Genomic DNA, 17,727 nt, shown 5'->3' with positions numbered 1-17,727 from the left:
TCAGTTCCTGTAATTTAACCGTAGCAAATGCCCGGGAATGATGTAGCTGCAGGTGACGGCTAATCCAAGTAACAACAATTGGTATTCAAACGGCACGAAAAAAGCCACAATGGCAATTGGCCAGTTCAGGGCACCCCCAATGATCAACGGTTTGAAACGCAAGGCTCCCCCCGAAACGAAGGTGCCGATGCCGTACAGAAGGATTAAAATCGGGTACGTTTTCTCCATCCCGAGTTTAGGCATGAAGGCCAGCAGGATGATGATCGAAACGATAAAAGCCGCCCATAAATAGGACATAAATTCACCAATGTAGGTTTTAACCGGTTGCCGTTTCACCATCCGGCTGACAAAAACCGCATTGATGATCCCCGCAATCGGCATCGTAGCCCAGGGCAGATACGGGTACGCAAAAGTAGTCATGGTCATCAAAAGGTAATGCGTCACACTGGCAAATAACACCAGCCAGCCCCACATCAGGTAGAGGGTGCCGTCGTCCTGGATGGTTTTCTTGGCGGAATCGATCATGGCATGAATCACCCGAAGGCTTTCCTGTTCGTTCATTAGCGGTTCTGTTTCCATTTGTTTTCAGGTAGTTAGTTACTTCAGTTTGTCTAAAGTCATTTCAAAATTTTGGTACCATTTCTGGCCATCCGGACTGTATTCACCGATTTCGTGCCACTGTCCTTTTTCGTTCAACTTGATGGTGTATCGGATTTTTCCACGCTGAACATCAAACCCCCATTCCAGCCAGTTGTCGCCTTTCACGTCCAGATACGCGTCCGTGGCATTGCCCTCGGCGGTATACGCTTTCATCGAATACTTCCGGTTTAGTGAATCATAAGCCGCAACCGCCAGTGCCTGAAACACCACCTTATCCTGTTCCCGACCGGTTCCTTCGATCAGCAAAACTCGCTTGTTAAGTTTAAATTGCACATTTTCGGACTGAGCCAGGTTCAGCTCTTTTCCCCGACCGATCATCGCCCTGGCCGGACCTCTCCACTGCCCTTCCAAAAAACTCAGTTTTTGCATCGCATCACTGGTTTGCGCAAACGTCCGGAAGGTCATCATTATTACGAAGAATAGCCAGAATACTGAAAGCACGATTTTTTTCATGATAAAGTAGTTTATAGTGTAAACTAAATTGGTAAAAATAAATCCCGATGTGGGATAATGACACAAACATAAAGTAGTTTATATTATAAACCAAATGGCGGCAATAAAAAATCAGCCGGAATGAATATTCCTGACCAAAAGTGAATTAATTTTAGCTATCCGATCGTTGTAGTAGCAATTAGTGTATCTACATCTTTTTTTGACTTATTGGCAAAATGAAAGGAAAAACCGCATGAAGCAGTACCAACATCCTACCATCGACCAGATCACCTTAACCGGTATTCTACACGCGCTGAGCGATCCGGTGCGGCTGAATTTTGTGCGAAGTCTGGATCAATATGCAACAGAGCAACGTTGCGGGGCCATTGCGACCCCCGTTGCCAAATCGACGATGTCGCACCACTTGCGGGTATTGCGCGAGGCTGGTATCATCCGCACCCGAACCGAAGGTACGCAGTGCCTGACTTCCCTGCGGCTGGGAGAATTGGACGCAAAATTTCCGGGTGTTATGGACTCTGTTTTAAAAGCTGCCGATCGTTCAGAACTGACATCAACGCCCTAAGCATACTCATGTGTTCACTCGTTATAAATCTTCCCGCGGCAGGGATTGATTCCATGACTACTATTTCAGATATTAGCCGTTCAGATTCAGTCACCTGGATTCGGGGATCTGGTTTTAGTCTAGTCACCTAAACGAATGCGGTTTCGGCAACCTGTCCATTTTCTTCAATCCCGTTACTCCACGCAAAGTATCTGGATTTTTATCGGCGTCATTTCCTGGACCGTTCCCCTCGGCATTTACAACTGGTTTGGCCCCCTCTACTTTTCTGATGGGCGCATTCTGGTCGCTTCCACCCTGATGGGTTACGTGGTTTGTGGGCTTCTCCTGCTGGTTTAACAGCACATGCTGCGTCTGATCGTATTGCGCTTCCCGGAAATTAGCCAGACACCAACCCGCATTGTTCTTGAATTTGTCGTTTTTTCAACGGCCATTGCCTCTTCCACGAGTCTGCTTTTTTTCGCTTTCCGCACCATTCCATTTTTCAACTTCCACACGATTTATTTTTGGCCAACTACCAACCTCTGGCTGGCCGTCTGCTCGACACTTCTGTTTATCGGCTTCTACGAATGCTACTATACGTTGACGAAATGGCGGGAAAACAGTCTCCAGGCCGAAGCCTACAAGCGAGAAGTATTGCTGAATCAATTGGACGTTTTGAAGAACCAGATCAATCCGCACTTTCTGTTCAACAGCCTGAATTCCCTGTCCTCGCTGATTAGTGAAGAGCCACGGCAGGCCGAACAATTTGTAGATGAAATGGCAAGAGTATACCGGTATTTGCTTCAGACCAACGAAAAGAATCTGACGATTTTGAAAAACGAGCTTGATTTTATCAGGTCCTACTACCACCTCCTGACGATGCGGTATCAGTCCGGTGTTTCGCTCACCATCGACGTTTCGACGGACTATCATACCCGGCGGTTGCCCCCGCTGACGTTGCAGTTGCTGGTTGAAAATGCCGTCAAACACAACCGTGTTCAGGCCAGTAAACCGTTGAAAATTCGAATCGGAACGACGCCGGAAGGTTGGCTGGAGGTACGCAACAACCTGCAACCCAAAACCATCCGCGTCCCGTCCAACAAAGTGGGGCTGACGAATATCGCGGCTAAATACCGTCTTTTGGGCGAATTGGAACCGGTTATTTCCGACCAGGATGGACATTTCACCGTCATTCTACCGCTGTTAGCTCCGGAAACCGTCTAAGAAAAAACCGGCTATTTCCCGACTATAACCCTGATGATAACCACTTTATCATTTGCTCCTTCCGGCACCACGAGCCGCCCGTTCACAACGGTTTCCGATCTCAGTTTTTGTCCCGTTACCACATCCATCCACTCCGCCCGGTAGGAGCCTTTTTTCAAATTCAGGTTCAGATCATGCGGTTTCACGGCCATTGGTTCGTAATACAGAACCCACTCCGTTTTTCCGTTGCCCAGCACCTGCGTCAGTGCACCCGGAGCCGAAGCCACCAGCCCCGGATCGGGTTTGTAGGTCACAAAATCCAGCTTTTCAAAAAAGTTCTTCATCGTTTTGAATTGCGACCGCAAGGCCGGACTACCTCCGCCGGGGGCTTTATACGACGTATCCTGACCGGTTTCGGCACCAACGGAATACGAATAATCCAGATGATTGAATAAACCGCCCCCGGCCATCAAGAACCGCCAGGCCTGCCGACGATACGTGGCGTCTTCACGACCGGCAAAACCGGTTTCGTTAAATCCGATCACACGGTTCAACTGGTAATTTTCCGTGACGGCTTCGGGCAGGGCATAGTGAAACGTGAAAATCGAAATGTTGGGATCGGCATCGGCAATCGGATAGTGGAAATTGCTGATATCCTGCGAAATCAGATGCCGGTTTGGAAGTCGGCTTTCTTCGTCTTTGATCCAGCGGGCTACCTGCCGGTGCCAGTCGTTTGAGCGTTGCGAAACCACCTGCAGGGTCGAACGCCAGTCTTTTTCGGGGCCGTATTCGTTGCGTTTCAGCACAATATCCGTCTGATCGGCCCAGGGTTCATTCTGAATCTCGAAGTAGCAATTATCGAAACCATTCAATTCCCGGACAATTTTCCTGACATATTTTTCCTGATGCGCCAGCAAATTTCCATTCTCCAGCGTGTTGACAAGACGGGACGAGATGCTGTCGGTTTTATTGATGTTATTCTTTGGATTCAGCGCACTGTATTTCCAGCCATCGCCATAATGCGCCGAAAATAGATTGATCTCCACAATCACCCCCTGCTGCCGGGCCTGGGTCATAAAGTCTTTCAACCGATCGAAATAAGCCCCATCCCACTGGCTGAGGTCAAACTTGTTTCCGCCCAGCGTGTAACCGGGTTCGGTGCTCCGTCGCCACGGCAAAATCAACCGGCCTTCGGCGGCTGCCAGGGTGTTTTTCTGGATGCCAAAATCGCCCAGTTTCTCGATGTAAGCACCCGTAAAAAGCCGGGTGGTGTTCATGCCATCGGCGGCTGTGGCCTGCAAATACCGGGCGTAATCGAAGTCGAGGTTGATCACCGAACCGTAGTGTTCTCCCGAACCGACCATCAGAATCGGCTTGTTCCGGTATTGAAAATAATGCGGATTCTGCGGATGCAACCGAAAGGTTCCGGAGGTTTGCGCCCAACTCCATGCGGTAGAACATACCAGGAACCCTGCCCAAAAAAAACCGGGTTTTCTAGTCCGTTTCCACATAATTCATGTCCTTTTTGAAGGTTTCCTCCATAAAGTACAGCGCAATGAACGCCAGCGTTGCCGTCAACAGCCCGACACCGAGTGCACTATTCAGCGTTCCGATCTGGCCTTTTCCGTACACAAACAGCGACGTTAACGGAATTACCGCTCCCCGCACAAAGTTGGGAACCGTGGTGGCCACCGTAGCCCGCAGGTTGGTTCCGAAAAGCTCGGCGGCAATGGTCACGAACAGCGCCCAATAGCCGTTGGCAACGCCGAGGAATACACAAACGAGGTAGAAAACCGAGAGGTCTTTCATGGGCGCCAGCAGATAAACCAGCACGAAAATCAGCGAAAGGGCGATGAAACTACCAATGACTTTTTTGCGGCTTTTGAAATACTGGCTCAGCAAACCACTCGCAATGTCACCAAAAACCTGACCGGTAAACGTCAACATGACGGCTTTTCCGGCTACGACCGGTTCGGTCAATCCCATGGCCTGACCAAATTCCGGCGAAAACGTCACCAGAATGCCGACGACAAACCAGATGGGCAAACCGACCAGAATGCACTGGATATACTTTAGAAACCGCTCCCGGTTGTTGAACAGCATCATCAAATCACCGCGCTTCACCTGACGCTCTTTCACCACTTCAAAAATCTTGGATTCAAACACGTTCATTCGCAGCACCAGCAGCATCAAACCGAGACCGCCCCCCACGAAATACGAGATCCGCCAGGCAAACAAATCGGCCACGAAATAGGCCATGATGGCTCCCAGAACGCCCATGGTGGCCACAATCGTGGTTCCATACCCGCGAATCTGTTTCGGCAACACTTCGGTTACCAGCGTGACACCGGCTCCCAACTCACCGGCCAGACCCACGCCGGCCACAAACCGCAGCGCGGCATACATCGGCAGACTATCGACAAATCCGTTGGCAATGTTCGCGAGCGAATAAATCAGAATCGACCCGAAGAGCACGGAAAGACGCCCCCGTTTGTCGCCCAGAATGCCCCAGAAAACACCGCCCAGCAGCATCCCGGCCATTTGCCAGTTTAACAACATGATGCCGTCGGGAAGCAGCCGGTCGTCAGCGACGCCCAGGGCTTTCAGGCTCGGCACCCGCACGACGCTAAACAGAAACAGGTCGTACATATCCACCAGATAACCCAGCGCGGCCACCAGCACCGGAATTTGAAGCAATTGTTTACTCAGGCTTTGTTGGGGTTTCGGTTGCTCAATCATTTTTTTCGGTTTCAGTTTTATCGTTTACGGTATTCGGTTTTCAGTTTACGGTGGCTGACGCGTGCTTATAAATGCGACAGCCCACCGTAAACCGTAAACCGAATACCGTAAACCGAAAATTATACTTGCTTCGGCAGCGCGTACGGTGCGCGGTATTGACGGCTCAGGTGCGAATTGGCTTCCGAGTCGCCGATGAATTCTTCTTTCTTCGGATCAAATTTCAGGGTGCGACCCAGGCGGTACGCAATGTTACCGATGTGGGCCAGTCCCGACGCTAAGTGGGCGGTTTCGACCGGGCCGTTCAGCTTCGATTTGTCCCGCGCCCGAACCGCTTCGATGAAGTTCAGGTAATGGTCGCCCCCGGCATGACCCGCCGGTCCGGGCGTCCGTTCTTTGCCCAGAAACGTTTTGTAATCGTTGTAGCCATTGATGACCATATAGCCTTTGTCGCCGTAAAAGAGGTTACCCACTTCCACGCCGTCTTCCCGGTTGGTCATCCACGGCCGCACTTCGAACTGGATTACTTTGCCTTGCGAGGGATAATTATAGGTCGATGTCAGCAATTCCGGTGTTTCCTTGCAGTCTTTCCAGAGGTATTTGCCCCCCGCGGACGTCACCTCTTCCGGAAAACCGACGTCCAGCCCCCACATGGCCAAATCCGTTTCGTGGATGCCCTGGTTGCCAATGTCGCCATTGCCATAATCCCAGAACCAGTGCCAGTTGTAGTGAACGTAGTTTTTGGAGAACTCGCGCGCTTTGGCCGGTCCCTGCCACAAATCCCAGTTCAAACCCGCCGGAACAGCGCTGGGGCCCTGGTTGCCAATGTCGGGACGCCATTTGTAGACCAATCCGCGGGCCATGTACACTTTCCCGATCAACCCGTCGCGGAGGTGTTTGATGGCTTCTTGAATGGCCGTCGAGCTGCGCAATTGCACGCCGTGCTGCACAATCCGGTTGTATTTGGCCGCGGCTTCCACCAGTTTTTTGCCTTCGCGCAGGTTGTGCGTACCCGGTTTTTCGACGTACACATCTTTTCCGGCCTGACACGCCCAAATGGCCGCGAGGGCGTGCCAGTGGTTGGGTGTGGCAATGCTGACGGCGTCGATGTTTTTGTCGTCGTACACTTTCCGCAAATCCTGTTCGGTTTTCACCTTTCGTGAATACGTTTTCTCGAAATCAGCCGCGCGCTGGGCTGAAACCACGTTGTCGACGTCGCAGAGCGTGACGACCTCGACGTTCGGCAGTTTGGAAAAATTGGAAATGTGGTCTTTCCCGCGTCCGTTGACGCCGATGACGGCCACGCGGATGCGGTCGTTGGCACCAAAGGCGTGGGCCGGAATCAGGGTCGGCAACCCCATCACGGCCAGGGAGCCGGTGGCTGCGGTTTTGAGGAAAGTCCTCCGGGAATCGGATTGGTTTTTCATGATTTAAGCGGTTTAGGAAAATGAGTTATTTCGCAGAGTTGAGCGGAGTAAATCAGAGTTCAGCAGAGAAAGAGAGAAAAAATCTCCGCTTAACTCCTTTTTACTCCGTTCAGCTCTGCGAAACAACTCTTTCTTTTACAGTCTTGGCAAGGTCAGGCCGCCGTCGACCATGATGACTTGCCCGGTTGAATACGGAAAGTCGCCACGGGCCAGAGCCGCCACCGCCCGGCCCACATCGTCTGGAAATCCCCAGCGTTTCTGGACCGTCAGCCCTTCCTCAATAAGTTTGTCGTATTTCCCGACGACTCCCGCCGTCATGTCGGTACGGATGATGCCGGGACGTACTTCAAAAACCGGGATGTCGTATTCACCCAGCCGGGCAGCAAACAATTGCGTGGCCATGCTGAGTCCGGCTTTGGCAATGCAATATTCTCCCCGGTTCACCGAAATAACCGTCGATGAGATCGAGGAAATCGTTAGGATACACCCCGTAAAGCCCGTTTGATCAGCCTTTTGCGCTATCATCCAGTTGGCCACTGCCTGGGTCAGAAAGTAGGCCCCCTGCAAATTGGTCGACAACACGTATTCGAAACTTTCCTCGGTTGCCTCCAGAATGTCCCGACGTTCCTTCGGCGCAACCCCGGCGTTATTCACTAATACGTTCAACCGACCAAAACGGGCCTTGATTTGTTCCAGCATGCGGGCGCGGTCTTCTTTCGACGCAATATCACCCTGGCAATAGATGACCTCTGCTCCCAGGGTCTGAAGACCAGCCAGGGCCTCCCCGACCGCTTCTTCGGGCCGAACGCCATTGATGGCCAGGTCGAACCCAGCTTTCGCCAGGTGTTCCGCAATCCCGTATCCGATTCCCCGGCTTCCGCCCGTTATAAATGCTACTTTTTTCATAACTCCGGAACATCGACCCAGCAGCGTTTTTCCCAGCTTTCGATGCCTTTTTCGGCCAGTTGTACACCCTTGGCACCTTCCCGCAAGTCCCACGGAAATGGATCATCCTTCACGACGTGTTTCAAAAACAACTCCCACTGCACCTTAAAAGCATTTTCGGCCACTTCCTGCTCCGGCACTTTGGCCCAGCCTTCAAAAAACTTGATCGGCTGCTCGATGTCGGGGTTCCAGACCGGTTTGGGGGTGTTGCCGTAATGCTGAATGTAACATTCCCGCAAACCCGCCACCGCCGAGCCCTTGGTACCATCCACATGCAAGGTCAGCAGATCATCGCGACGAACGCGGGTGGTCCACGAAGAGTTGAACTGAGCGATCACTCCACCTTCTAGTTCAAAGGTCGCATAAGCGGCATCATCAGCCGTTGCGGTATACGGTTTGCCCTGCTCGTCGATGCGCTCCGGAATGTGGGTCGCACCCAGACAAGATACAGCTTTTACTTTACCAAACACCTGATCAAGCACATAGCGCCAGTGGCACAGCATATCGACAATGATCCCGCCATCGTCTTCCTTGCGGTAATTCCACGAGGGCCGTTGCGCCGGAATGGAGTGTCCTTCAAATACCCAATAACCGAATTCGCCCCGAACAGACAGGATTTTTCCGAAGAATTCGTTCTGCATCAGGCGTTTCAGTTTCAATAAACCGGGTAACCACAGTTTATCCTGCACAACGCCGTTTTTCAGACCGGCAGCTTTGCAGAGTTCATACAGTTCCAGGGCTACTTCGGTGCTGACGGCGGTCGGTTTTTCACAGTAGACGTGCTTTCCGGCGGCTACGGCTTTGCGAACGCCCTCCGCTCGGCGCCCGGTCGTCTGGGCGTCGAAATAAATGATGTTGTGGGGATCGGCGAGGGCTTCATCGACGTTGGTCGTCATTTTCTGCACGCCCGACTGCTGGCACAATTTCTCCAGTTTATTGACATCACGACCTACCAGAATGGGGTCCGGCATGATGACCTCGTCCGGTCCAACCTTCACGCCCCCCTGTTTGATGATGGCAACAATGGAACGCATCAGGTGCTGATTGGTACCCATCCGGCCGGTTACGCCGTTCATGATAATACCGACTTTGTGTTCTTTCACTTTTCAATAAATGGCTAAAAGATGGTTGAATGGTTACGCCCCTAAATCCCCTAAAGCGGACTTTATGCATCTTGGTAATTCTGGGTCTAAGTCCCCTTTAGGGGGATTTAGGGGTAATTATGTTACGAATGATACAAATACCCGTGTTTGATTTTTTCCAGGAATTCCGCCTGATCTTCCGCCCAATACCGGTTTGAGAAGATCTCGACTTCGTTGAACCCCGAAAAACCGGCGGCTTCCACCCAAGACCGAATCTGGCGGATGTTGATGCAACCTTCGCCCATCAGTCCGCGGTCGTTGAGCAGATCGAGGGTCGGGGTTTTCCAGTCACAGATATGGAAAGCATACAAATGCCCGTTTTTACCGCATCGGGCAATTTCCTGTTCCAGATCGGGGTCCCACCACAAATGGTAGACATCGACAGCGATGCCCACATAGGAAGAATTTAGCTCCTCGGCCATGTCATTCGCCTGACCTAACGTATTGACAGCCGAGCGGTTATCGGCATACATCGGATGTAAAGGTTCAATGGCCAACCGGACACCATTGGCTTCGGCATGGGGCAGCAGCGCGGCAATACCGTCCCGAATTTGCTTGCGGGATTCCGTCAGGGACTGGCCCGGTGCGGCACCACACACCAGCACGACGTGGGGCGCACCCAGTTCAGCGGCTTCGTCGATGGCCCGGCGGTTGTCATCCAGGGCGGTTTGTCGGCCAGCGGCTTCGAGGTGCGGAAAAAAACCGCCCCGACAGAGTGACACAACAGCCAGGTTGTGGTCCCGCAGTAATTGACTGGTTTCCCGAATGTTTCGATTAGCTAGCGCATCCCGCCAGATCGAAATCCCCCCAATGCCCGAGCGGGAATAGTGCTTTGCGGCTTCTTCAATGGCCCACGGACGGGTGGTGATCGTATGAATGCACAGTTTTGAAAAATCCTGAAATGCCGGTTCCCCAGGCGAGGACTCCGTTAGTGGTGTTGTGCTCATCACAGGGCGCCGAAAAAGGTGTAATACGGTTCGTTATTGACCACGCGTTGCAGGTATAACGCAACCTCACGGGCGTGGTAATCGCCCCACATGCTCGACTCGCCGTAGGGAATTTTGCTCCCCGCCGGAACATGATCCCAGCCGTTGGGCCGGTGGTAGATCGAATGCAGAATCAGTCCCTGGTGGTTGGGGTCCGTGCTGAGATACGGTTCTTTAAAGAGCGAATCTAACACTGTTAATCCCGCCTGCCAGTACCGTGAGCCGTTTTCGGTTTCGCCCCGTTCGGTCAGGTAGTGGCCCAGACGAAGCAATCCCTGCGCCCCGATGGCGGCCGCGGAACTGTCTATCGGTTCAAAATCATTGTAAGGATCGGAGGGCCGGTCGAGGTAATTGCCCAGTTGCGACAAACCGGGTGCGCCGGTATCCCAGTACGGAATGCCGTCGATCGGCGTGTGTTCGATGTAAAAGTCGCAGGTAGCGCGGGCGGCTTTGAGCAGATACGCTTCCACTATCTGCCGTCCACCGAACGGTTCCAGATCAACGTCTTCGAGGGTGGTCAGGTATTCCAGTTGTTCGGCAAAGCCGCACATGGCCCACGCCAGGCCGCGCGTCCAGGTCGTAAAACCGGTGTAGCCCTGCTGGGAGTTGGGGCAACGGAAATTGCCGTCTTTGGTATTGAACACGCTTTCGTGCGCGGTGCGACCCCACAGGTCGTAGATGTCGCGTCCTTCGCCATAAAAAACCGAGTACTCGGCCGTTGCTTTCATGTGCTCCAACCCCCGCTCGAGCAGATTGATTTTAACATCGCCTTCCCCCTGAAAAACGTGACCGAGGCTGTGGCTCAACACAACCGCCCGGCAGGAACGGATCGTATCGACAAAAAGCGAATGCGGCCCGTTGAAGGAGTGAATAAATCCGCCGGTTTTGACGGTTGTCCAGCGGCTGGCCTGCACGGCTCCCGAAATTTTGAGGGCAAGTTCATAAAAATTCTTTTCCCACTCGTCAAATTCCACTTTGCCTTCCCGCATCAGCCGCAGCAGGTTGCCGTAGGTACTCACGTTGTTGAAACCGTGGTCGTGAACGCCAATGTGGCTGATGTGGGGGGCCATGACGCCGAGCGTTTTTTGCCGCCCCGTTTCCAGAAAATGCGGGTCGCCGGTGGCGTCGAACTGGAGGATGGAGGAGCCAAACTGGAAGCCCTGCGTCCACTCGGTCCAGCCGCGGGTGGTGTAGTGTCCCTGCACCGTAAAAACCGGTGACCCTTTGGCGGTATCGTAATGAGAGTCGATCAGGTTGATTTTTTGGGCGGATAAATCCCAGAACTGCTTGAGTCGGGTAGTGAAGTCAGCCGGTTGAAGGCCGTAGTTGATTTGAATCATTGGTCGATACTGGAAACGGAAGGAAATCCATTGAACTACCGGTAAAAGACAGGATGGGGCTGGAATTACCGGTTTGAGTGGAAATAAGTTAACGTGAACTATGAGATTATTGACCCCGGAGGAGTCCTATGTTAATAGCAAATGGCTATTCTGAGCACTCCAGGCGTGCCGCAGATACGAGATATAGGCTTAGTTGCGTACCTTCGGCACGCCTGGAGTGCTCAGAATAGCCATTTGCTATTAACATTACGTGCCGCTGGCACTCAAACGACGATTAGGCAAGGGCATCATCTCATAGTTCGATTTAATTTAAAACAAGGCCCCTGAAAAAATAGACCGACGGCTGTGGGGTCTACTTTTTCAGGGGCCTTTAGGTGACTGATCCGCTTTCCTTTTCTACTCTTCCTGTTTCTTCGGAGTGGTTTTCGATTTCGCCGACTTGGCTGATTTCACGGTTTTTGCTTTGGGAGCGTTCTTCGTTTTAACATGAATTACGGTTCCTTCCATCGTGGACCAGGTGGAGACCTCATCCCCTTCTGACGGTGCGGGCGGAACAGGCGGCTCCGGGGGAGCCATCGCTGCCGGTGGAACAGACGGGACTGGGGCCATCGCTGCTGCTGGCAGATCAGGGGCGTCAGCGGCAGCCGGTGGAACTGGTGGATTGGGCGCTTTCGGCAGGTCTTCCGAACGGTTGTAGCGTTTGCCGTTGTACCAATACGGCCCTACACCCGCCGGTTTGGGCATCCGGGCAGGCCGGGGAGCCGCAGCGGGAACGGGAGCAATGGCCGGTACAGGGGCGAGCGCGGGTACGGAATCCAGTTGGAGTACTTTCTCCTGTATCCGGAGTACTTCGGCGGCATGAAGACCCGCTTTTTCGGCCATGCCCGCTATTTTCGCCGAAAAAGTCCCTATTGAGTCGGTGAAAATCCGTAGTTGCTCACCCGTCAATGACTGAAGCTTCGCCATCTGCTGGTTCATCTTTGCCATTTCTTTGTCGGTCAGTTGCTCCAGTTTAGTTTGCAACTCCAGTTGCTTCTCAAGCTGGAGCATGGGCAGATGGATCTTCTCCATTTCGCGCTCCAGCCGCTCGACCTGCTCCAGGTGGTGATCAAGTTCAGTTTCCAGCCGAATGCGGACCACCGGGTCAACCGCATCCGTATCGATTGAAAGGGAAAGAGGTTCCGGCTTCTCTACGACCTTGATGCTGGTTTCTTCCGGAACCGACCGCTGAACGTTTGTGTCCGAATGCCAGGCATTGAACGTCTTGGCGTCGCCATGCAGACCGCTGGTGGTTGCCGGACGATCGACACGCTGTCCTGTTACCAAACCGGCAAGCAAGACCAGACAACCCGCTGCCAGCAAACCGTTTGGTTTAGACGACGGCTGTTCACTCACGCCGATGACCCGTTTTACGCGCTGCACAAAGGATGGCTTGCGGGCTCCAAAGGCCATCGCCAAAGTGGGCGTTGAAGCAAATGCCTGCCGGCGTTCTTCGATTTGAACCAGCGCCTGCGCCAGACTGGCCCGCTCGCCCCGCAACTGAATGGCCACATCATCGCAGCAATGCTCCCGCTCTTCCCGAACCCGGGCCGAGAGCCACCAGATGGCGGGGTGAAAAAACAACACAATCTCGACCGCCGACTGCACCAGATTGACCAGGTAGTCATACCGCCGGATGTGCGCCAGTTCGTGGACCAGCACGGCTTCGACCTGCCGGGGAGACAAACCTGCCAGCAAACCGACGGGAATCAGAATGACCGGTTTTAACCAGCCTATGGTCATCGGCACCGCTATCTCCGCCGACTCCACCAGCCGGACGGCCTTCGTGATGCCAAGCTGATCGGCCACCTTCTGCGCATACGTCTGCCAGGCTTCCGGTGCCGGACTGGTATTCCTCTGCGTCAATCGCTGAACGAACACCCAGCCGCCGAATAACCGCACCATCAGCAAAACCGCACCCAAAAACCAGACCGTCACGAGCAGGGACAAATGCGGATGAAGCCAGCTCATCAGTTGACCCGACCAATCGCTGGTGAAGGACAAATCCCGAACGATGGCGGTTTGCCGGTCGCCCTGAATCGACAGGGTGGTTCGGATGGGTTCGTAACCCAGCCAGAGCGTTGCCACAAAAGCCAGGAGTTGCAGGAACAGCGTTCCGATGCCGATGCCGTAGCGCACCGACGCCGGGCGGTTTTGGGTCAGTCGCAACGCCAGAGCGGCCGCAGCCACGAGCAGGGTACCCTGCCAGAGCGTATGCACCAAAGCCCAACCCAGCGCATTCGTAAAGGGTTCTGAAAACACGTTAAAGTTGTTCATCGGATTCGTTGTTTTCGGGGTTCAGATGGTTGATCAGTTTTTGCAATTCTTCGAGTTCCCGGGGTGTTGCCTTGCTGTTGCCCAACGCCTGCATCACGAGTTTCATGGCCGAACCCCGGAAAGCCGTGTCGACAAACCGGTCGAGCAAATGCTGCTGCGTTTCTTCTTCCCCGATCAGGGCCTGATACACATGATAACGGCCTTCTTCGGTACGGCTCAGGAGTCCTTTTTCGTGCATGATCTGCATCAGTTTCAGGGTCGTGGTATACCCAATGTCACGAGTTTGGCTCAGATGTTCGTTCACCTGCCGCACGGTGCTGGGGCCTTTCGCCCAAAGTACCTGCAGGATTTCCAGTTCAGATTCGGTTGGTTTCATGGTTTTTTGTTTACTGTTCGAAACGGTAGTTTGCGCGGTTGTCGACAACGAATTCAGACCTACGAAATATTTCGTAACAAAGATATACGAATCGTTTCGTAGAAGTCAAGTATTTGATACGAAAGTTTTCGTAATAAATGTTAAAACCGTATTTTGATCAGATTCATTCATCCCGTAGGGATTGAACAGCGGAGCGTCGGAAGTAAATAGACGGCTGATGCACCCTGTCGTGCCGATAGGTACGCGACAATTCGCAGCAACCCAGCCGTAGGTTGCGTACCTATCGGCACGCTGGAGGAAGATTCCTGGCTTCGTGCCTACCGACGCTGCGCTGTTGAGCCCCTAACGGGGCAGTGTCGCCGGGCTGGGGGCGGTATAATGAAAAACGTTGGTACCAATAAACATTCAATCATCCCACTCAACTGTCCACTTCTGTACAGAAAGCTGTCCGTTTCTGGACAAGCTCTCTCCTATTTTTCTTTTAAAAACTGCCTCATTTCAATCCAATCGCGCTTTTAGGTAATTGGTCTGCTATTTGCTATGCAAATGAGGAAGATACTATTTATAACGATGAAGGGTGATCAACTAGGAGAATTTGAGGAGTTGGTTCTTCTCACCATTGCATTTCTGTATGATGACGCCTACAGCGTGGCCGTCGTGGAAGCCCTCAGCCAGCGACTGGAGCGGCCCATGAGTCTGGGTGCTGTTCACCGCACCATGCAACGGCTGGAAGAAAAAGGGCTGGTCTGTTCTCGGTTTGGCGAATCGACGGCCGAGCGGGGTGGTCGGCGGAAACGCCTGTTTACCGTCAGCGTGGCCGGCGAACAGGCCTTGCAGGAAGTGCGACGAATCCGCAACGCGTTGTGGGATGGGATTCCAATTACCGCTTTCGGCGGAAGTAGGTCATGAGTCAGAAACCGAACACTCCCCAGCCGCCCCGCTGGGCCGAACGACTACTGGAACGAATCATCGCGCCCCACCTCCGCGAAGAGCTGCTGGGGGATTTGTACGAATTGTTTCAGAAGCGGGTCCGTCGCTCCGGGTCTTCCCAAGCCCGGCTGCTGTACGGGCTGGATGCGCTCCTGCTCCTGCATCCCCGACTCTGGCGCCGGAACTCCGCCGATCAACAGTACCGGTATCCTCAAACCACTGATTATTCAACCCCTGCCCTAACGGATATGCTCAGCAACCATTTCAAAATCGCCCTCCGGAAGCTCAACCGCCACCGGTCGCATGCTCTCATCAATGTGTTAAGTCTCAGCCTCGGCATGGCCTGCGTCATGCTGATTTTCACCCTGATCACTTACCACCTGAGTTTTAATACCTTCCACGCGCACCAGGATCGGATTTACCGGATTTACACGGAATTCCACGATGACAAGGTCCGGTACAATACCGGCGTTCCCAATCCGCTCGGAACGGCCTTTCGGAATGAACAACCCGCGGTCGAACGCGTGGGGCGAGTCGCCTTCCTGAAAAAAAGAGTCGTGGAGGTTTCGCCAGCGAAGAAATTTGAAGAAGACATTGCCTTTGCCGACCCCGAATTTCTGGAAATTTTTAATTTTCCACTTGTGCAGGGAAACCCAAAAACCGTGTTACACGAACGGAACACGGCCCTTTTGACGGACCGGGTCGCCCGGAAATTTTTTGGCGACGAAGATCCCATCGGCAAACTCGTCCACGTTGATGACTCCCTGGTGGTTCGGATCACGGGCGTTCTGCGGGACCTTCCGCCCAACACGGATTTTCGCTCCGAAATGTTTATTCCCTTCGACAATTTGAAGGATCATACACCCTGGATGGTGGAAAAAGACTGGTGGTTTAGCGTCAATAGTGAGATGCAGAGCTTCACCCGGCTAAAACCGGGAACGTCGGCGGCTACAATCGACAACACGGTCCTTTCCGCCATTTCCGATAAATACTACAACAAAGACATGGCGAAGTACTTCCGGTTTAAATTGCAACCGCTTGCCGATGTACATTTTAACCCCAACCTGAAGGGCTATACGGAGAAGAAAAATCTCTGGGCTTTTGGCCTGATTGGCTTTTTCCTGATCGTCACCACCTGTGTCAATTTCATCAATCTGTCCACGGCTCAGGCCCTCGGCCGCTCGAAAGAGATCGGGGTTCGAAAAGTGCTGGGCAGTCGGCGGGGGGCGCTCTTCTGGCAGTTTATGACCGAAACGGCGATTATTACCGGGCTGGCTACGGTTTTCGCTTTCATGCTGGCCTATCTGGCTCTCCCAGCCGTGAACCACCTGTTCGAAATCGAGCTGAGCCTGAATCCGCTGAATAATGTTTATCTGGTTATTTTCTTACCCATTTTGCTCCTGATCGTCATCTTCTTTTCGGGTACTTATCCCGGCCTGATTCTGGCGCGCTTTCCACCCCTGCTGGCGTTGAAAGGAAAACTTTCCGGACGGCAAACGGGCGGTTTTTGGCTGCGAAAAAGCCTGGTCATCACCCAGTTCGCGATTTCACAACTACTCATCATCGGTACGCTCGTGATTGCGAACCAACTTCGGTATTCCCGGCAGGCCGATATGGGTTTTCAAAAAGACGCAATGGTTATTTTGCATGTTCCAGATAACCAGAAAACAAAAATCAATACGATGCGTTCGCAGTTTTCTGAACTAACCGGGGTGGAAAATGTAACGTTTTTTGACACGGCACCCGCATCCGAGGAGGTAGGCAGCACCGGCATCCGCTTTGATTCCCGCACTGAAAGCGAAAATTTTCCCATTTCGATCAAAGCCGCTGATGATCACTACGTAGCCACGTTTGGCCTGCAGATTCTGGCCGGACGCAATCTGAAACCTTCGGATACAATCCGGGAATATATTGTGAATGAAACCACCGTAAAAGCCCTTGGGTTGGCCGCAAACCAGGACGTTATTGGTAAAAATGCGTCGATCAACGGGCGGAAAGGCACCATCGTCGGCGTCATGAAAGATTTTCACAACCGGTCGTTTCACACTGCCATCGACCCGCTTTGTATCACGACGCGCAGTGAGAATTACAGCCATTGCGGGGTGAAAGTAAGTCTCGCTAACCTAGAGCCAACCCTCGCCGGGCTGGAAAAGAACTGGTCGGCGATGTATCCTTCTTCTATTTTTACCTACCGCTTTCTGGACGAGGACATTGCCCGGTTTTACAAGCTCGACAACATGATTCTGTGGCTGATTCAGGCCTTTTCCATTATCGCCATCGCCATCGGCTGCCTGGGTCTCTACGGTTTGGTAGCGTTTATGGCCGCTCAGAAAACAAAGGAAATCGGAGTTCGCAAAGTACTGGGAGCCAGCGTTTCCGGTATTCTGTGGCTATTTGGGAAAGAATTCTTCCAATTGCTGCTGATCGCTTTCGGGCTGGCGGCTCCGCTGGCGTGGTGGGTCATGAGTCGCTGGCTGAATGATTTTGTGTACCGGATTGAACTGGGAGCCGGTATTTTCGTTCTCGCGATTGCCATTACTTCTATGATTGCGGTGCTGACCGTCGGATATCGATCGTTGCGGGCTGCACTGGCCAATCCGGTGAAATCCCTCCGATCGGAATAGCGGTTTTCGGTGGTGAAAATGGTAAAAAGTGAAAGGTATCAACAATTC

General features: G+C 52.9%; 16 protein-coding genes. 5 read left to right on the top strand and 11 right to left on the bottom strand.

The genetic code is table 11. The features are described from left to right. On the bottom strand, nt 1-579 hold the full coding sequence (locus F0P93_RS00980) for a hypothetical protein (RefSeq protein WP_150874518.1): 579 nt from the start codon (nt 577-579) through the stop codon (nt 1-3). Nucleotides 580-597: 18 nt separating this feature from the next. Continuing rightward, nucleotides 598-1,113 (bottom strand): hypothetical protein, encoded by a 516-nt coding sequence (locus F0P93_RS00975; RefSeq protein ID WP_150874517.1) that lies wholly within the window; start codon nt 1,111-1,113, stop codon nt 598-600. Nucleotides 1,114-1,345: 232 nt separating this feature from the next. Between F0P93_RS00975 and F0P93_RS00970 the strand changes: the two genes are divergently transcribed. From F0P93_RS00970 to F0P93_RS00960, 3 genes are all read left to right on the top strand, one after another. Beyond that, nucleotides 1,346-1,675, top strand: a complete 330-nt coding sequence (locus F0P93_RS00970) for an ArsR/SmtB family transcription factor (RefSeq protein WP_150874516.1) — start codon at nt 1,346-1,348, stop codon at nt 1,673-1,675. Between the two features lie 135 nt (nt 1,676-1,810). Further along, nucleotides 1,811-2,011, top strand: a complete 201-nt coding sequence (locus F0P93_RS00965) for a hypothetical protein (RefSeq protein WP_150874515.1) — start codon at nt 1,811-1,813, stop codon at nt 2,009-2,011. Between the two features lie 6 nt (nt 2,012-2,017). Continuing rightward, nucleotides 2,018-2,878 carry a sensor histidine kinase gene (locus F0P93_RS00960; protein WP_150874514.1) on the top strand — a complete coding sequence of 287 codons (861 nt, stop codon included), beginning with the start codon at nt 2,018-2,020 and terminating at the stop codon, nt 2,876-2,878. 11 nt (nt 2,879-2,889) lie between these two features. Here F0P93_RS00960 and F0P93_RS00955 read toward each other — a convergent pair whose 3' ends face one another. The 9 genes from F0P93_RS00955 to F0P93_RS00915 all read right to left on the bottom strand — a co-directional run bounded on the left by F0P93_RS00955 (nt 2,890) and on the right by F0P93_RS00915 (nt 14,125). After that, nucleotides 2,890-4,272, bottom strand: coding sequence for a cellulase family glycosylhydrolase (locus tag F0P93_RS00955; RefSeq protein WP_225309321.1), 1,383 nt, complete (start codon nt 4,270-4,272; stop codon nt 2,890-2,892). Between the two features lie 79 nt (nt 4,273-4,351). Beyond that, a complete protein-coding gene (locus F0P93_RS00950; RefSeq protein WP_150874512.1) occupies nt 4,352-5,596 on the bottom strand; it encodes an MFS transporter in 1,245 nt (414 codons plus the stop codon). 119 nt (nt 5,597-5,715) lie between these two features. Next, nucleotides 5,716-7,020: a Gfo/Idh/MocA family protein gene (locus F0P93_RS00945; protein WP_150874511.1), complete on the bottom strand. Its 1,305-nt coding sequence runs from the start codon at nt 7,018-7,020 to the stop codon at nt 5,716-5,718. Between the two features lie 135 nt (nt 7,021-7,155). Continuing rightward, nucleotides 7,156-7,926, bottom strand: a complete 771-nt coding sequence (locus F0P93_RS00940; RefSeq protein WP_150874510.1) for a 3-ketoacyl-ACP reductase — start codon at nt 7,924-7,926, stop codon at nt 7,156-7,158. Beyond that, nucleotides 7,923-9,068: a Gfo/Idh/MocA family protein gene (locus tag F0P93_RS00935; protein ID WP_191908697.1), complete on the bottom strand. Its 1,146-nt coding sequence runs from the start codon at nt 9,066-9,068 to the stop codon at nt 7,923-7,925. The genes F0P93_RS00940 and F0P93_RS00935 overlap by 4 nt, the downstream gene beginning before the upstream one ends. Nucleotides 9,069-9,190: 122 nt before the next feature. Then, on the bottom strand, nt 9,191-10,054 hold the full coding sequence (locus tag F0P93_RS00930) for a sugar phosphate isomerase/epimerase family protein (RefSeq protein WP_150874509.1): 864 nt from the start codon (nt 10,052-10,054) through the stop codon (nt 9,191-9,193). Then, entirely contained in the window at nt 10,054-11,433 is a 1,380-nt protein-coding gene (locus F0P93_RS00925; RefSeq protein ID WP_150874508.1) for a glycoside hydrolase family 88 protein, read from the bottom strand. Before F0P93_RS00925 ends, F0P93_RS00930 begins: the two co-directional genes overlap by 1 nt. Before the next feature lie 396 nt (nt 11,434-11,829). Further along, nucleotides 11,830-13,749: a M56 family metallopeptidase gene (locus F0P93_RS00920; RefSeq protein WP_150874507.1), complete on the bottom strand. Its 1,920-nt coding sequence runs from the start codon at nt 13,747-13,749 to the stop codon at nt 11,830-11,832. Beyond that, entirely contained in the window at nt 13,736-14,125 is a 390-nt protein-coding gene (locus F0P93_RS00915; protein WP_150874506.1) for a BlaI/MecI/CopY family transcriptional regulator, read from the bottom strand. The genes F0P93_RS00920 and F0P93_RS00915 overlap by 14 nt, the downstream gene beginning before the upstream one ends. Nucleotides 14,126-14,695: 570 nt before the next feature. On the opposite strand from F0P93_RS00915, the gene F0P93_RS00910 reads away from it, so the two are divergent. Both F0P93_RS00910 and F0P93_RS00905 read left to right on the top strand, forming a co-directional pair. Beyond that, a complete protein-coding gene (locus F0P93_RS00910) occupies nt 14,696-15,034 on the top strand; it encodes a PadR family transcriptional regulator (protein ID WP_150875812.1) in 339 nt (112 codons plus the stop codon). Next, complete coding sequence (locus tag F0P93_RS00905) at nt 15,031-17,679, top strand: ABC transporter permease (protein WP_225309320.1); 2,649 nt, start codon at nt 15,031-15,033, stop codon at nt 17,677-17,679. Before F0P93_RS00910 ends, F0P93_RS00905 begins: the two co-directional genes overlap by 4 nt. The last annotated feature ends 48 nt before the right edge of the window (nt 17,680-17,727 follow it).

Origin of the sequence: Larkinella humicola, assembly GCF_008727875.1 — a bacterium.
Taxonomy (GTDB): Bacteria; Bacteroidota; Bacteroidia; order Cytophagales; family Spirosomataceae; genus Larkinella; species Larkinella humicola.
Note: the sequence above shows the minus strand (reverse complement) of the source record. Positions and strands in the feature narration are given on the sequence as shown.

Excerpts from the sequence above, each read along its gene's own strand:
- F0P93_RS00905 (WP_225309320.1), top strand. The coding sequence starts at position 15,031 with ATGAGTCAGAAACCGAACACTCCCCAGCCGCCCCGCTGGGCCGAACGA.
- F0P93_RS00930 (WP_150874509.1), bottom strand. The coding sequence starts at position 10,054 with ATGAGCACAACACCACTAACGGAGTCCTCGCCTGGGGAACCGGCATTT.
- F0P93_RS00925 (WP_150874508.1), bottom strand. The coding sequence starts at position 11,433 with ATGATTCAAATCAACTACGGCCTTCAACCGGCTGACTTCACTACCCGA.
- F0P93_RS00965 (WP_150874515.1), top strand. The coding sequence starts at position 1,811 with ATGCGGTTTCGGCAACCTGTCCATTTTCTTCAATCCCGTTACTCCACG.
- F0P93_RS00950 (WP_150874512.1), bottom strand. The coding sequence starts at position 5,596 with ATGATTGAGCAACCGAAACCCCAACAAAGCCTGAGTAAACAATTGCTT.
- F0P93_RS00920 (WP_150874507.1), bottom strand. The coding sequence starts at position 13,749 with ATGAACAACTTTAACGTGTTTTCAGAACCCTTTACGAATGCGCTGGGT.
- F0P93_RS00960 (WP_150874514.1), top strand. The coding sequence starts at position 2,018 with ATGCTGCGTCTGATCGTATTGCGCTTCCCGGAAATTAGCCAGACACCA.
- F0P93_RS00910 (WP_150875812.1), top strand. The coding sequence starts at position 14,696 with ATGAAGGGTGATCAACTAGGAGAATTTGAGGAGTTGGTTCTTCTCACC.
- F0P93_RS00915 (WP_150874506.1), bottom strand. The coding sequence starts at position 14,125 with ATGAAACCAACCGAATCTGAACTGGAAATCCTGCAGGTACTTTGGGCG.
- F0P93_RS00980 (WP_150874518.1), bottom strand. The coding sequence starts at position 579 with ATGGAAACAGAACCGCTAATGAACGAACAGGAAAGCCTTCGGGTGATT.
- F0P93_RS00945 (WP_150874511.1), bottom strand. The coding sequence starts at position 7,020 with ATGAAAAACCAATCCGATTCCCGGAGGACTTTCCTCAAAACCGCAGCC.
- F0P93_RS00970 (WP_150874516.1), top strand. The coding sequence starts at position 1,346 with ATGAAGCAGTACCAACATCCTACCATCGACCAGATCACCTTAACCGGT.
- F0P93_RS00975 (WP_150874517.1), bottom strand. The coding sequence starts at position 1,113 with ATGAAAAAAATCGTGCTTTCAGTATTCTGGCTATTCTTCGTAATAATG.
- F0P93_RS00940 (WP_150874510.1), bottom strand. The coding sequence starts at position 7,926 with ATGAAAAAAGTAGCATTTATAACGGGCGGAAGCCGGGGAATCGGATAC.